The sequence below is a fragment of the Streptomyces sp. Tek67B01 genome (assembly GCF_055231995.1).
This window is the reverse complement of record NZ_JBUYUY010000001.1, coordinates 6,220,077-6,233,655: the sequence shown is the minus strand read 5'-3', so window position 1 is coordinate 6,233,655 and position 13,579 is coordinate 6,220,077. Positions and strand designations below refer to the sequence as shown.

Annotated in this window: 14 protein-coding genes; 5 read left to right on the top strand and 9 right to left on the bottom strand. The window is 71.8% G+C overall.

Annotation, left to right across the window (positions count from 1 at the left end):
* Window positions 1–84 precede the first annotated feature (84 nt).
* A complete protein-coding gene (locus tag ACV7NM_RS28145; RefSeq protein ID WP_463412900.1) occupies window positions 85–504 on the bottom strand; it encodes an arsenate reductase ArsC in 420 nt (139 codons plus the stop codon).
* 53 nt (window positions 505–557) lie between these two features.
* Here ACV7NM_RS28145 and ACV7NM_RS28140 point away from each other — a divergent pair, with 53 nt between their 5' ends.
* Window positions 558–872: an ArsR/SmtB family transcription factor gene (locus ACV7NM_RS28140; RefSeq protein WP_463412899.1), complete on the top strand. Its 315-nt coding sequence runs from the start codon at window positions 558–560 to the stop codon at window positions 870–872.
* Here the strand turns inward: ACV7NM_RS28140 and ACV7NM_RS28135 are convergent.
* Genes ACV7NM_RS28135 through ACV7NM_RS28120 form a run of 4 tightly spaced genes read right to left on the bottom strand, consistent with a single transcriptional unit; the run spans window position 853 to window position 5,631 of the window.
* Entirely contained in the window at window positions 853–1,875 is a 1,023-nt protein-coding gene (locus ACV7NM_RS28135) for a peptidogalycan biosysnthesis protein (protein ID WP_463412898.1), read from the bottom strand. The two genes, ACV7NM_RS28140 and ACV7NM_RS28135, sit on opposite strands and share 20 nt — an antisense overlap.
* Window positions 1,872–3,125 carry an MFS transporter gene (locus tag ACV7NM_RS28130; protein ID WP_463412897.1) on the bottom strand — a complete coding sequence of 418 codons (1,254 nt, stop codon included), beginning with the start codon at window positions 3,123–3,125 and terminating at the stop codon, window positions 1,872–1,874. Before ACV7NM_RS28130 ends, ACV7NM_RS28135 begins: the two co-directional genes overlap by 4 nt.
* Window positions 3,122–4,363 carry an ATP-grasp domain-containing protein gene (locus ACV7NM_RS28125; protein WP_463412896.1) on the bottom strand — a complete coding sequence of 414 codons (1,242 nt, stop codon included), beginning with the start codon at window positions 4,361–4,363 and terminating at the stop codon, window positions 3,122–3,124. The genes ACV7NM_RS28130 and ACV7NM_RS28125 overlap by 4 nt, the downstream gene beginning before the upstream one ends.
* 14 nt (window positions 4,364–4,377) lie before the next feature.
* Window positions 4,378–5,631, bottom strand: coding sequence for an ATP-grasp domain-containing protein (locus ACV7NM_RS28120; protein WP_463412895.1), 1,254 nt, complete (start codon window positions 5,629–5,631; stop codon window positions 4,378–4,380).
* A gap of 216 nt (window positions 5,632–5,847) precedes the next feature.
* On the opposite strand from ACV7NM_RS28120, the gene ACV7NM_RS28115 reads away from it, so the two are divergent.
* Both ACV7NM_RS28115 and ACV7NM_RS28110 read left to right on the top strand, forming a co-directional pair.
* Entirely contained in the window at window positions 5,848–7,287 is a 1,440-nt protein-coding gene (locus ACV7NM_RS28115) for a coproporphyrinogen-III oxidase family protein (RefSeq protein WP_463412894.1), read from the top strand.
* Window positions 7,284–8,339 (top strand): DUF1152 domain-containing protein, encoded by a 1,056-nt coding sequence (locus tag ACV7NM_RS28110; protein ID WP_463412893.1) that lies wholly within the window; start codon window positions 7,284–7,286, stop codon window positions 8,337–8,339. Before ACV7NM_RS28115 ends, ACV7NM_RS28110 begins: the two co-directional genes overlap by 4 nt.
* Window positions 8,340–8,787: 448 nt before the next feature.
* Here ACV7NM_RS28110 and ACV7NM_RS28105 read toward each other — a convergent pair whose 3' ends face one another.
* Both ACV7NM_RS28105 and ACV7NM_RS28100 read right to left on the bottom strand, forming a co-directional pair.
* Window positions 8,788–9,030: a hypothetical protein gene (locus tag ACV7NM_RS28105; RefSeq protein WP_463412892.1), complete on the bottom strand. Its 243-nt coding sequence runs from the start codon at window positions 9,028–9,030 to the stop codon at window positions 8,788–8,790.
* A 52-nt stretch (window positions 9,031–9,082) separates the two neighbouring features.
* Window positions 9,083–10,273, bottom strand: a complete 1,191-nt coding sequence (locus ACV7NM_RS28100) for an acyl-CoA dehydrogenase family protein (protein WP_463412891.1) — start codon at window positions 10,271–10,273, stop codon at window positions 9,083–9,085.
* Window positions 10,274–10,366: 93 nt separating this feature from the next.
* Here ACV7NM_RS28100 and ACV7NM_RS28095 point away from each other — a divergent pair, with 93 nt between their 5' ends.
* Window positions 10,367–10,870 (top strand): hypothetical protein, encoded by a 504-nt coding sequence (locus ACV7NM_RS28095; RefSeq protein ID WP_463412890.1) that lies wholly within the window; start codon window positions 10,367–10,369, stop codon window positions 10,868–10,870.
* Window positions 10,871–10,900: 30 nt separating this feature from the next.
* On the opposite strand, the gene ACV7NM_RS28090 is transcribed toward ACV7NM_RS28095, so the two are convergent.
* Window positions 10,901–11,737, bottom strand: a complete 837-nt coding sequence (locus tag ACV7NM_RS28090; protein WP_463412889.1) for a class II fructose-bisphosphate aldolase — start codon at window positions 11,735–11,737, stop codon at window positions 10,901–10,903.
* On the bottom strand, window positions 11,734–12,636 hold the full coding sequence (locus ACV7NM_RS28085; protein WP_463412888.1) for an SIS domain-containing protein: 903 nt from the start codon (window positions 12,634–12,636) through the stop codon (window positions 11,734–11,736). The genes ACV7NM_RS28090 and ACV7NM_RS28085 overlap by 4 nt, the downstream gene beginning before the upstream one ends.
* 147 nt (window positions 12,637–12,783) lie before the next feature.
* On the opposite strand from ACV7NM_RS28085, the gene ACV7NM_RS28080 reads away from it, so the two are divergent.
* Window positions 12,784–13,563, top strand: coding sequence for a DeoR/GlpR family DNA-binding transcription regulator (locus tag ACV7NM_RS28080; protein WP_463412887.1), 780 nt, complete (start codon window positions 12,784–12,786; stop codon window positions 13,561–13,563).
* Window positions 13,564–13,579: the final 16 nt, after the last annotated feature.

The window sequence follows — 13,579 nt, the reverse complement described above, 5'->3', positions numbered from 1 at the left end:
TTCCCGGCAGACCCATTCTCCCGTCACCCATCGGTGATCGCCACGCGGGCGGCCGGGGGCCCGTCGGTCACCCGCGCCACGGGCTCAGCCCTGCTTCGTGGCGTCGATCTCGGCGACCAGGCCCTCGACGAGCCCCTTGATCTCGTCGCGGATGGGGCGGACGGCCTCCACGCCCAAGCCGGCGGGGTCCGCCGTCCGCCAGTCGAGGTAGGTCTTGCCGGGGAAGTACGGACAGGCGTCGCCGCAGCCCATGGTGATGATGTAGTCGGACGCCTGCGCGGCCTCGGGGGTGAGGGCCTTCGGCTTCTGGTCGCGGATGTCGATGCCCAGCTCGGCCATCGCGGCGACGGCGGAGGGGTTGACGCGCTCCCCGGGCGCGGAGCCGGCGGAGCGGACCTCGATCCGGTCGCCCGCGAGGTGGCGCAGGAAGCCGGCGGCCATCTGGGAGCGGCCCGCGTTGTGGACGCAGACGAACAGCACGGACGCGAGCGGGGTGGAGGACATCGAGTCTTCCTTCATGAGGACACCAGCCGTGGATGATGTGACAATATCAGCCCATGATGACGTCAGCCGACACTGATCTGCTCCGGGTCCTGGCCGACCCGCTCAGGCTTCGGATCGTCACCCTGCTCGCCGGGGAAACGCTCTGCACCACGCACTTGGTCGAGGAGACCGGCGCCCGCCAGACGAACCTCTCCAACCACCTGAAGGTGTTGCGCGAGGCCGGGGTCGTGGAGACGGAGCCGTGCGGACGGTTCACCTACTACCGCCTGCGCCCCGACGTGATGGAGGCGCTCGCCGGTCGCTTGGCCGACCTCGCGTCCGCCGCGCGCCTCACCACCGAATCGGACGTCAAACGGTCCTGCCCCTGAGCTCCCGGTCGACCAGCGCGTACAGGCCGCACACCACGGCGCCGCGCCGCCGCTTGGCCTCGATCGTGGTCATGCCCGCGTGCAGAGCGGTCATGCCGTGGGCGTAGGCGTCCTCGACGGGCAGGTAGTACATGAGGTTGAAGTACAGGTGGGGCGCGGGGTGTTGGCGGTCGACGGCGACCGCACGTATCCAAGTGGTGGCACCGTAGTGGTAGTACAGGCAGAACCCGATCATCCGCCGACCGTCGTAGGCGGCCACCACCCGCGCTTCGGTGCCCATCGCCGCCGCCTGCCCCTTCAACAGCGCGGTCATCGCTTCGATGCCGTCCCGGTCGTGCCCGTGGTCCTGCTGGTGTCCGGCGAGCAAGACCCCGGCCTCCTCGGAGCAGTCCGCGAGCACCTGGTGGCGCACATCGAGACCGGCGGCGGCGAAGGCACGGCGTTCGCGGCGTACGCCGACGCGGCGTTGCGAGGGCAAGGAGGCGATGTAGTCCTCGATCCCGGCGCCGGGGAGCGGGATGAGGGCGTCGTCCTCCAGGTGGAGGGGGCGGTCGTGGTAGAGGGGGGCGAGCCCGGTCGCGGCAGCGCTGGTGAGGTAGGGCCACCAGTGGGTGGTGTGGTGCCTGGTGGCGAAGTCGCGGGCGGCGTCCCGTAGGAGGACGAGGCAGGCGTCCCGGTCCGCGGCGTCGAGGGCGGGGGCGGTGAGCGGGGTGTTGTGGTAGCCGCGGCGTGCGCCGGCGATCACCCGGGGCCGCAGGTGCGGGGGCAGTACGGTGGCGGGCCGGTAGGAGTCGTTCGGTTCGTCGCGCACCAGGTGGAGCGGCGCCGCGGCGAGCAGATCGCCTCCGCGGTCCCGTACGAGCGCGTAAGCGCGGGTGGCGGTGGGGTCTTCCTCCTGGCCGGCGAGCCACTGGTGGGAGAGGTAGAGGCCGGCCGGTCGCGCGAGGTGTTCCCACTCGGCGGCGGGGACGGCGTAAATGGATTCGACGACGCTCGTGATCAACGGGGTTTCCTTCGGCGGTGGCGGTTGGGGGCCTTGAGGGCGGGCGCGGCGCACATGGCCATCAGGCAGGCGGCGGCTTCGACACCCCACGGCAGGAGCGGTCCGGCTTCCAGCAGCATGGTGAACAGCGCGGGAGCGACGACCATGCCGATGGCCCAGGAGAACTGGTACAGGCCCTGCGTGAAGCCTCCGGCCGCCTCGGGGGTGAGGCTCACGGACAGTTCGCTCAACGCCGGGCCGAGGAGGATCTCCGCCACGCTGAACAACGCGATCGCGACCACGAGGGCGCTCCAGGCGGTGAAGGCGAGGGAGGGCAGCGCGGGCAGCGCGAACGCCCCCATCCCCACAGCCATGATCAGGTATCCCGCCGTCACGGCGCGGCGGGCCTCCTTGGGCGCCAGGTGAGCGGTCACGATCGTCGAACACCCCGAGACGATGGCGGTGTTGACGAGGAACAGCGCACTCGCCGCCGACGCGGGGAGTTTCAGGGCGTGGGTGGTGTAGAGGGCGACGAGCACGGCCAGCATGGCCTGGGCGAGGACGTAGGGGATGTTCACGGCTACGAGCAGCAGGTAGCGGCGCGCGTTGTCCGCCCGGGTCACCAGCGCGCTCGGCGGCGCGTCCTGCGTGGACGCGGGGGTGGTGGTGAGGGCGGCGAAGCAGGCGGCGGCCAGCAGATAGGTCACGGCGTCCACCGCGATCATCCACCCCAGCGAGTCCTTCCCGAACACCGTCAGGGCGCCCGCCGCGGCGGCGGCCCCCACGGCGAGGCCGACGTTGCGCAACGAGCCGGTGAACGCGAACCAGGACCGGCGCTCCTCGGGTTCGGTGACGTGCGTGATCAGGGTGCGCTGCGCGGTGAAGTACATGTTGATCCCGGCCTGCACCAGCACGTACACGCCGGCGACCTGCCACAGACCGCCCGCGATCAGGAACAGGGCGAACCCGGCGGCGGAGAGGACGTTGGCCCACACCACGACCGGTTTCGGGCCCAGACGGTCCAACAGGCGTCCGGCGAGGAAGGTCACCGGCAGCGCGACGGCCTGTCCCGCCGTCATCGCCACGCCCACCTGAGCCGGTGGCAGACCTCGCACGTCGGTGAAGTACAGCAGGCCCAGCGGCAGGAGCATGCCGTTGCCGACGGAATCGATCACGTTGCCGGTGATGAACAGGCCGCGCCCCCGCAGCCCGGGCACGCCGAGGCGGTGGGCGGTGCCGGGCCGACGGCGCGCGTCCGTGGTGGCGCTCACGGGGTCAGCAGAGAACTGATCTTGCGCATGACATCGGCCGTGGGGAAGCCGGTCGCCTCGTGCAGTTCGGTCAGGGCCTTCACGGTCTTGTCCTTCTCGCCCTCCGCGAGGGTGAGCACGACGATGTCGCCGTGGGAGGCACCGTCGATGAGCAGTTCGTGCGCGGTGACCACCGTGACGCGTTCGCGGAGCCCGGCCAACACCACCGGTGGGATGCGGCCCGCGGCGAGGAATTCGATCGCCCACCCGGCCCGTGGCACCGCGCTGCCGGTGACGGGCAGGCCTCGGGCCATGCGGGCGAGGGTCGTGAAGGTGTTCGTGCCCGACGCGGCGCAGGAGAGGGTGGTGGCGCCGCCGATGCGCGGGTTGATCTCCAGGATCACGAACCGGCCGCCGGTGTGGACCATGTCGACGTTGACCGACCCGCTGACCCCCAGTCGGCCGCACAGGGTGACCAGGGTGCGGGCCACGTCGGCGAACGCGGCGTCCGCCTCCGCACGGGGCCCGCACCAGCGCAGGTCGGCGAAGGTGAACACCGGCTCCGCCCCGGCGCGCCCGGTCCAACACAAGGGCAGGACCCGGTAGGAGCCGGGCCGTCCCACGATGTCCACGCTGCACAGCTCGCCTTCGACGACCTCTTCGACCACCGTCGACACCTCCGGCGGTGTGGCGAGGTAGGCGTCCAGATCGGCGGGTGAGCGCAAGGGGCGGATGCCCATGCTGGTCGAGTCCCATACGGGCTTCGCCATCAGCGGATAGCCGATCTCCGCGGCTCGCACGCGCAGCGCGTCCGGGTAGCCGGGCACCGACAGGCCCCGGCCCGCCAGCAGGTCCGAGTCGGCACGGAACCCGTCCGGTACCTTCAGCCCGGCCTGCCGACACAGCTGCTTGGTCTCCCACTTGTCCACCAGCAGCGTCGTCGCCGCGAGCGGTGTCATGACCGTCGGGATGCCCGCGGCGTCGAGGAACGCCTTGGCCGCGGCGTCACGCAGCGCGTTCTCGCACGGCAGCGAGATCGATACCGCGGCGTCCGCCCCCCAGGCGAGGACCGCGTCCGCGAGCTCCCGCGGCGTCACCCCCCGATCGAGCCGCTGCCGGTACCCGGGGAAATCGTCGTCATCGGCGCTGCCACTGGTGTGGAACAGTCCGGCCTCGATCCCGTCGGCGGCCAGGGCGCGTACGGCCCGCTGGACGTACGGGTCGGCGCGCCGGATGCAGACGGACCGCAAGAACGCCATCTTCCGCACCTGTCTCAGCCCACTTCCACTCGGGATCGGGCGATCACCCGATCTGCCAGATCGCGTACCTGCCCCACCGTTCGCGCGCGGGCCACCACGTGCCCGATCCGGCAGGCCGAGTCCGCCGGTTCCGGCACGGTGTCCCCGGGCCGCAGATGTGACTCGCTGTGGGTTCCGGGCACGTCCGGGATGAACACCTGCCGCAGCACGCCACCGTGCTCGGGCAGCAGGAAACGGATCGTCGCCGCGTCGGTGGCGGAGGGGACGGTGTCGGGGACCCGGCCGAGCACGGCCTGGAGGTAGGCGACGGCTTCGCTCACGCCCGTCGCGGCCTCCACGATCTCGCACAGGTTGTCCCCCGGCAGCCGGGCACCGGTCTCGAGCACGTACGGCGTGTCCGTGCCCGGGGGGATCTTCAGCTCGGTGTGCGCGATCCCGTTGCGCACACCGACGGCGAGGGCCGCCCGCGCCGCGACGTGCTGCACCTTCCTGGCGAGCGGCGCCGACAGACCGGAGGGGCAGGTGTGTCCGGTCTCGATCCGGTACCGGCCCTCGGTGGTGTCCTTCGCGACGACCGGCAGGGGGTAGGCCACGCCGTCCGCGACCACCGTTTCGCAGGAGTACTCCGCCCCGGGGATGTACTCCTGAAGCAGAGCGCGCGAGTCGAGTTCGAGGCCGTGCGGGTGGGCGTGCGTGTACTGCCGGGCCGCGGCCACCGCGGAGGCGAGCCGAGCCGGGCCGTCCACCACGGACACGCCCCACGAGCCGCCCTGCTCCGCGGGCTTCACCACCAGCGGCCAACCCAACTCGCCCGACCGCCCCACCCGTTGCGCCTCGGCCGGTTCGCTGACGACCCTCCAGCGGGGGGCGGGAATCCCGGCCGCGGCGAACGCCTCACCCATGAGGATCTTGTTCCTGGCCGCCCGTGCGAGCAGGGGATCGTTGCCGGGCAGGCCCACCCGTCGGGCGAGCAGCGCCGCGAGCGGGGTGAACAGCTCGAAGCAGGCGGCGACACCCGCGATGGCGTGCCGCCGGCAGAAGGCGTCCATGTCCGCCAGGGCCCTCGGGGCGTCCGCGAGATCCGTCGCGCACACCCCGGCGAGGGCGGAGCGCAGCCGGTCCGGATAGCCGTCGTGGATGTCCTTGTGCGTGGCCGCGTACAGGCGCAAGCCCAGCCGGTCGGCGGCCTCGACGAGGAACCGTCCCGCGTTCCCCATCGGCTCGATCACCAGCACTCCGGGCCCGCGCGGGCCCACTCCGATTGTCATTGGCCCAGCAAAGCCGGGGGGTGAGGGTAGCGGCTATGGGCCTGACAGACGAAAACAACTCGCCTCAGAGCGGCGGGATTTGGAGCAAACGCCAATCAACTGGTCAGTAGGCCCACGACATTTGGTGCGCACACCCCATGGAATCGCACAAGCGTCCCGTGGTCGGATCGTCACGCCAGGTACACCTCACCCGCGACCGAACGGGGACCGAGCACCGTGACCAGCCTCAGCCGGCAGCTCGCCGACCACATCGACCAAGGCGTCATCCCGCCCTACCAGTACTCCTACCCGCCCCGCTCCACCTACCGCCCCCTCCCGGAGGGCAAGTGGACCATCCCCGAGGTGTGGGCCATGGACCGGGCCAACTACCAGGTCCCCGAACTCAACCTCTACCTGCACGTCCCCTTCTGCGACCGCAAATGCGGCTTCTGCAACCTCTACACCATCATCAGTACGGACGAGGACGTCTTCGACGCCTACACCGACGCCTTGTGTACCCAGATCCGGGATCACGCCGAGATCATCCAGGCCCGGCGGCTGCGCACCATCTACATCGGCGGCGGCACCCCGGCCCTGCTCAAGCCCCGCCACTTCGAGCAGATCTTCGCCACCATCGGCGGCATCTACCCCAACTGGCGCTCCACCGTCGAGGAGGTCGCGGTCGAGGCCACCCCGTCCTCCATCGCCGACGCACCCGACGAGTTCAAGGCCCTCATCGACATGGGCCTCACCCGCGCCAACGTCGGCATCCAGTCCCTCGTCCCCCGCGAGATCCGCGAAGCCGGCCGCGGCGGCGAGGACGAGGGCGTCATCCGCCGCGCCATCCACACCGCGCACGAACTCGGCCTGCCCGACCTGTCCACCGACCTGATCATGGGATTCGCGGGGCAGACCCCCGAAACCTGGCGCCACAGCGTGAACGAGCTGGCCAAGCTCCGGCCCACCACCATCAGCACCTACTTCCTCACCGTGCGGCCGGACGCCTGGTTCTCCAAGACCGGCGCCTACCAGTACATGTGGCAGGCCGAGCTGTACGACCGCTACGACTACGCCCGAAGCGTCTTCCTCGACCACGGCTACGTCCAAGAGGGCTCCGTCCGCTACAAGAAGCCCGGTCGCGGCGGCTACGCCCAGAAGGTGCTCACCTTCCACGGTGTGCCCCTGCTCGGCCTCGGCGTCGGCGCCCGCTCCTACACCAGCGTGCTGGACTACATGACCGGCAGCGTGAAGCCCTCGACGGCCGAGGTCGCCGATTACATCAGGAAGGCCAAGAACCACGAGATCGTGCCCGTCACCGGCATCGAACTGACCGGCGAGGAAATCGTCCGCAAGCGCCTCGTCCTCGACTCCTTCGACCTCGACCTCACGGAACTCGACCGCTTCGGATACCAGAAGCACGCCGCCGAGTGCGAGGCCGTCCTCGACGCGGCCGAGTCCAACGGGCTCCTCCACCGCATCGGCCGCCGTGTCCAGCTCACCCCCAAGGGCTTCAAGTACCGCGACGTCCTGTCCTGGATGTTCTACTCCGAGCCCGTCAAGCGCCTCGACCGCGAGTACTACGAGAACCTGCACGCGGCGAACGAGCGCGCCCGGCGGAACATGGGGGCGACCCCCGTGCGCATCACCGGCGTCGACCTGCGCGGCGGAGCCGCATGACCGACCTGTACGTCGCGGCGGGCGGAGGAGGAGACCCCATAGGCACGCTCATCGCCGCCCGCACCATCACCGTCGACCCCGACCCTCCGCTGATCGCCACCTACGCGTGGGAACGCCCCGAGGTCGACCCCACCCACCGGCCCCTGACGGAACGGGACTTCGCCGGGCTCGCCCACGAAGCGGGCGGCGTGGCGTTCACGCCCGCCACGCGCGCCCGCCTTCCGGCCGGATCGACGATGCCCGGCCTCGCCGGGGATCTGCCCGCCCGGCTGCTCCTGCTCGACCCCGCCCAGGGGCTCAACTCCCTGGCCCGACAGATCGCGTCCATGGCCGAAGCCGCGGGCGGCGGCGTCCGCGTGGTCGACATCGGCGGTGACATCCTCACCCACGGCGACGAACCCACCCTGCGCAGCCCGTTCGGGGACGCCCTCACCCTCGCCGCCTGCCGGCTGACGGGCATCCCCACCACCGTGTACGTCGCGGGCCCCGGTATCGACGGGGAGATCGAGGAAGGGATCCTCCTCGAACGCCTCGCCGGGACTCACCCCCTCACCCCCGGCCGGGACGCGGCCTCGGCGGCCGCCCCCGCGCTGGCCTGGCACCCCTCGGAGGCCTCCGCCCTGTGGGCCGCCGCCGTCCAAGGCGCCCGCGGCGCCGTCCGCGCCGTCAGCCACACCATCGACCTCACCGAGGTCTCCCCCCGGCTCTACCACCTGCCCCTCGAACGGGCCATCGGCCACAACCCGGTCGCACGAGCCCTCCTCGACGAACGTCCGGCAACCCTGGACGCGGCAGCCGACCTCTCCCACCGGATCACCGGCATCCACGGGCTGGCACCCGAAAGCACCCGGGCCCCCCGGCGGCAACCGCCCATCGGCAGGCCCGCCATGCCCCGTTACGACGAGGCCATGAAGCTCGTGCGCGAGGCGGCCGACGGAGCCGACCACGTCACCTTCCGCCATGCCGCCCGCACCCTGGGCCTCACCTGGCGGGACATCCCGGCCCTCCGGGACGCCCTGGACACGCACACCCCCCTGCTCCGCGTCACCTGACCGCCCCCGCCGGGCCCCGGCACCCACGCACGTCGCCGGTCCCGGCGACGGAACGGGTCCGGCGCCCGGCCATGGCGCTCCCGGCGGTCGGGCCGCCCGGCGGCGTCCGCGTCGGTCAGCGGGTGCGGAAACCGTTGGTGTAAATGTCCGTACGGTTGCGTGGTGCCCCGGAGTGACCCCTCGTAAGCCATGTAGAGCGTGCCCGTCTTCGGGTCGACGGCCGGGCTGGGCAAGGTGGACGCGGCGCGCAGCGGCTTGGCGGGGTCGTTCGGGTCGACCTCCGGTACGGAGGTGTCCTTGGCCACGGTGACCGGGGCGCTCCATGTCTCTCCGGCGTCGGTCGAGGTGACCGTCTCATAGCGGGCTCGGACGACGGTGCTCAGGTCGTCGGAGGAGGTGATCCGGTCGAAGAAGTCGTGCAGGGTGCCGGTGTGCCGGTCGACGACGATCAGATGGCCGAGGGTCTGGGTGTTGGGCACGGCGGCGGTGTCGACGAACCGTCGGGCCCGGCTCCAGGTACGGCCGCCGTCGCGGGTGAGGGAGATGTAGCCCGGACCGTCGAGGGAGCCGGGCCGGGCGGGTCGTTGTCGAGGCGGTTCCAGACCTGGTAGGCGGTGCCCTCGCGGATCGGGTCGGCGGTGAGCGAGGGCTTGTCGTCGAAGAACGGCTGCTCGTCGACGTGCGTACGCACCGCGGGGCTGCGGCCGAGAGCAACCAGGGGGGTACAGCCGGTCTCGCGGGTCCTAGCGGCGGACGCGGGGCATGCCGAGGCCGATCCAGGAGATGATCTCGCGCTGGATCTCGTTGTTGCCGCCGCCGAAGGTGAATATCACGGCGCTGCGGTAGCCCCGTTCGAGTTCGCCGTGCAGGACCGCGCCCGCGGAACCGTCCTTGAGGGAGCCCGCCGCGCCCACCACCTCCATCAGCCAGGCGTAGGCGTCCCGGCGGGCCTCCGAGCCGTAGACCTTGACGGCGGAGGCGTCCTGGGGGGTGAGGGTGCCGGACTGGACGGCGCCGACCATCTGCCAGTTGAGGAGCTTCATCGCGTCGAGCCGAGCATGGGTGCGGGCGAGACGACCCCGCACCCAGGAGAGGTCGATGACCCTGCGGCCGTCGGCGAGTTCGGTTTCCGCCGCCCAGCGCTGGACGTCGTGCAGGGCGCGGATGGCCATGGTGCCGTGGGCGGCGAGGGTGACGCGCTCGTGGTTGAGCTGGTTGGTGATCAGGCGCCAGCCCCCGTTCTCCCGGCCGACGCGTCGGCTCGCGGGCACCCGGACGTTCTCGTAGTAACTGGCCGTGGTGTCGTGCGAGGCGAGGGTGTTGATGAGGGTGTAGGAGTACCCGGGGTCGGAGGTCGGCACCAGGAGCATGCTGATGCCCTTGTGGGCGGGGGCGTCGGGGTCGGTGCGGACCGCGAGCCAGACCCAGTCGGCCGTGTCGCCGTTGGTGGTCCAGATCTTCTGGCCGTTGACGACGTAGGTGCCGGTCTCCTCGTCGCCCTCCCGTACCGCCTTGCACTTGAGCGCGGCGAGGTCGGTGCCGGCGTCGGGCTCGCTGTAGCCGATGGCGAAGTCGATCTCGCCGGAGAGGATGCGGGGCAGGAAGTACGCCTTCTGTTCGTCCGTGCCGAACCGCATGAGGGTCGGCCCGACGGTGTTCAGCGCCATCAGCGGCAACGGCACGACGGCCTGCGCCGCCTCGTCGAAGAAGATGAACTGGTCCATGGGCGACATCCCGCGCCCGCCGTACTCCTCGGGCCACCCGACCCCGAGCCAGCCGTCGGCCCCCAGGCGTCGGATGGTCCGGCGGTAGAAGCGCTTCTGCGCGGCGGGGTCCTCGTAGCGGGCGTGGACGTCCTGCGGGACCAACTCGGCGAAGTAGGCACGCAGCTCGCTGCGCAACCGCTCCTGCTCAGGCGTGTATTCGAGGTGCACGGCCCCTCCGGGTCTCTCGCGGTCCGTCCGTCGGCGGGGGCAGAGTAGAACCTGTTACAAGAATCCGGAAGGGCGGCCGACTAGGCTTTCGCCATGGAGACGCGAAAGCCGGCCCCCGCCGCGACCGGCGAGATCGTGGCCGAATGCCACGGGTTGAAGGACTACTACCGACAGACGCCGGTACGGCTCGGGCTGAGGCGGCGGGCGGACGGGGCCCTGCTGTTCGAGGCGGGCACCGCCGCCGCGCCCGAGCCGCTTGTCGGCGTGGCTCGCGAAGCGGACGTACGGGCCTTCGCGCGGGGAATCCTGGACGTGCTCGCGCAAGGCGGCGGGGAGCCGGACTTCCACCTCTGGGACGACGGGTACACGGAGGTCGTGGCCACCGTCGGGTACGGGCCCGAGCTCTACCTGTGCGTCGAAGCCTGCTTCGATCCCGCTCGGGACCGGGTGGGCACATCCGCCACGGGCGAGCCGTTGTACTCCAACCGCTTCGGCGGCGCCCACCTCTTCCTCGGCCACCTCGACCCGGCCGATCCCCTGGAGCTCACCCGGTTCGCCCGCGCCCTGTCGGCCGCGGTCACCGTCCCGGAGCGGTGACCGCGCCCCACGGGCAGTGGCCCGGGGCCTTCAGTCGAGCGCGGCGATCATGGCCGCGGCCGTCGCGGCCATCGCGGTGCGGGCGGCCGTCAGGTACGGGCGGGGGTCGGCCGGGGTGAGGTGGGCGCGGATCGCTCCGGTCATGGCCACGTTCAACGCGGTGCCGATGTTGACCTTGCGGATGCCTCCCGCGACGGCCGCCGCGAGTTCGGCGTCGGGGAGCCCCGAGGAGCCGTGGAGGACGAGCGGGACCTCCACCGTCTTGGCCAGGCGGGCCAGGAGCCCGTGATCCAGGGAGGCCGTCCGGCTGGTCATGGCGTGGCTGCTGCCGATGGCGACGGCCAGCGCGTCCACCCCCGAGTCGGCGACGAACCGCCTCGCCTCGTCCGGGTCGGTACGGGCTCCCGGCGCGTGCGGGTCCGGCGGCGCCGCGCCGTCCTTGCCGCCGACCTCCCCGAGCTCCGCCTCGATCCACAGCCCGTTGGCGTGGGCCCAGTCGGCGGCGGAGCGGGTGGCCTCCAGGTTCTCGGCGTACGGCAGGTGCGCGGCGTCGTACATGACCGACCCGAAGCCCGCGTCGACGGCCTGACGCAACAGCTCGGAGCTCTTCACGTGGTCGAGGTGCAGTCCCACAGGCACCCCCGCGGCCTCGGCACACGCGGAGGCCGCCCGGGCGATGGGCAGCAGCCGGCCGGACCTGAACTTCACGGCATTCTCGCTCAGTTGCAAGATGACCGGCAGGCCGACCCGCTCGGCGCCCTCGATGACCGCCTCGGCGTGCTCCAGCGTGATGATGTTGAAGGCGGCGACGGCGCGTCCGGCGGCCGCCGCTTCCGTCACGAGCGCGCCCGCCGGTACGAGGCTCATCGGACCGCCTCCTCGCCCGCCGTCAGGATCACGGAGCGGGTCAAGTGCCTTGGCGCGTCCGGGTCGAGATCGCGGTGGGCGGCGACGGCGAGGGCCAGCCGGTGGACCCGGACCAGTTCGGCGAGCGGGTCGAGGCGTCCGGCCACCCAGGCGGCGCCGGTCGCCAGGACCTGTTCGGCGAGCCCCTCGGGCGTCTCGCCCAGGGACCACGTGACGGTTCCGGGTCCACTGACGCTGATCGGTCCGTGCCGGTATTCCATCGCCGGGTAGGACTCGGCCCAGGAGAGCGAGGCCTCGCGCATCTTGAGCGCGGCCTCGTTCGCCAGGCCGACGGTCCAACCGCGCCCGAGGAAGGTGAACTGCCCCACGGTCTCGAGCCCTTCGGGCAGTGGTGCGGCGAGGGCGGCGAGGGCGTCTTCCACGACGGCGGGGCCGTGCGCGCCGAGGTGCGCGCGCAGCAGCGTCAGGGCCGTGGTGGCGAAGCGGGTCTGGACGACCGATCGTTCATCGGCGAAGTCCAGTACGACGAGTTCGTCCGCGAGGGCCATCACCGGGGTGGCCGGGTCGCCGATGACCGCGGTCGTCGCCACCCCGGCGTCCCGCAGCCCGGCCAGCAGGTCGAGCACCTCGGTGGTCGTCCCGGACCGGGTCAGCGCCACCACCCGGTCGTAGCGCCGGTGGCGGGGGAACTCCGAGGCGGGGAAGGCGTCGGTCTCGCCCTGTCCGGCTTCCTCGCGCAGGGCGGCGGCCGCCTGCGCCATGTAGTAGGAGGTCCCGCATCCGACGATCGCGGTCCGCTCCCCCGGCTGCGGCAGCACCGCCCGTCGCGCCGGGGCCAATTCGGCGGCCCGCTCCCAGCATGCGGGTTGCGTGGCCAGCTCGTGCGCGACGTGACTCATACGGGCTCCCTGGAGCAGTGGGGCGACTGGTGCGTTTTCCTGCACGGTATCGGGCTGTTTCGCGCAACTTCAAGCATCCATCGCCTGATCGTCTGGGTTAATCTCAAGCAGAGGGCCGACGGGCGGGCCGGGAGAGTGAGTGGGGTCATGACCCGCAAGGAACGCTGGCAGAGACTGCTGGATCTGCTGGTCGAGCGGGGCGGGCTGGAGGTGGAGCCGGCCGCCGAGCTCCTCGGCGTCTCCGCCGCGACCATCCGGCGCGACCTCGACCAGCTGGCCGAGCAGCAGATGCTGGTCCGTACGCGCGGTGGCGCCGTCCCGCACGGCGTCTCCTACGAACTCCCCTTGCGCTACCGCACCTCACGCCGCGCCGCCGAGAAGGGCAGGATCAGCGAGGCGGTGGCGGCCCTGATCGCCCCCGGCGAGGTGATCGGCCTGACCGGCGGGACGACGACCACCGAGGTCGCCCGGGCCCTGGCCGCCCGCCCGGACCTCGCGACCGGCTCGCCCGCCCTGACCGTGGTCACCAATGCCCTCAACATCGCGGGCGAGCTGGTGATCCGTCCCCAGTTCAAGATCGTGCTCACCGGCGGAGTGGCCCGGCCCCAGTCGTACGAACTGACCGGCCCTTTGGCGCAGCAGGTCCTGGGTCAGCTCAGCATGGACACCGCCGTCGTCGGGGTCGACGCCTTCGACCCGGCGGACGGCGCGGCGACCCGGCACGAGGACGAGGCCGCGATGAACCGCCTGCTGTGCGAGCGCGCCCGCCGGGTGGTGGTCGCGGCCGATTCCAGCAAGTTGGGCGTGCGCGCCTTCGCCCGCATCTGCGCGACCGAGGCCGTGGACGTCCTGGTGACGGACACGGGGCTGCCGGAGGCGGTCGCGCGGTCCTTCGCGGCTGCGGGGGTCGAGGTGCGCAGGGTGTGAGACGCCGGCGCCGGGT

Excerpts from the sequence above, each read along its gene's own strand:
- ACV7NM_RS28145 (WP_463412900.1), bottom strand. The coding sequence starts at position 504 with ATGTCCTCCACCCCGCTCGCGTCCGTGCTGTTCGTCTGCGTCCACAAC.
- ACV7NM_RS28110 (WP_463412893.1), top strand. The coding sequence starts at position 7,284 with ATGACCGACCTGTACGTCGCGGCGGGCGGAGGAGGAGACCCCATAGGC.
- ACV7NM_RS28095 (WP_463412890.1), top strand. The coding sequence starts at position 10,367 with ATGGAGACGCGAAAGCCGGCCCCCGCCGCGACCGGCGAGATCGTGGCC.
- ACV7NM_RS28120 (WP_463412895.1), bottom strand. The coding sequence starts at position 5,631 with ATGACAATCGGAGTGGGCCCGCGCGGGCCCGGAGTGCTGGTGATCGAG.
- ACV7NM_RS28085 (WP_463412888.1), bottom strand. The coding sequence starts at position 12,636 with ATGAGTCACGTCGCGCACGAGCTGGCCACGCAACCCGCATGCTGGGAG.
- ACV7NM_RS28140 (WP_463412899.1), top strand. The coding sequence starts at position 558 with ATGATGACGTCAGCCGACACTGATCTGCTCCGGGTCCTGGCCGACCCG.
- ACV7NM_RS28090 (WP_463412889.1), bottom strand. The coding sequence starts at position 11,737 with ATGAGCCTCGTACCGGCGGGCGCGCTCGTGACGGAAGCGGCGGCCGCC.
- ACV7NM_RS28080 (WP_463412887.1), top strand. The coding sequence starts at position 12,784 with ATGACCCGCAAGGAACGCTGGCAGAGACTGCTGGATCTGCTGGTCGAG.
- ACV7NM_RS28125 (WP_463412896.1), bottom strand. The coding sequence starts at position 4,363 with ATGGCGTTCTTGCGGTCCGTCTGCATCCGGCGCGCCGACCCGTACGTC.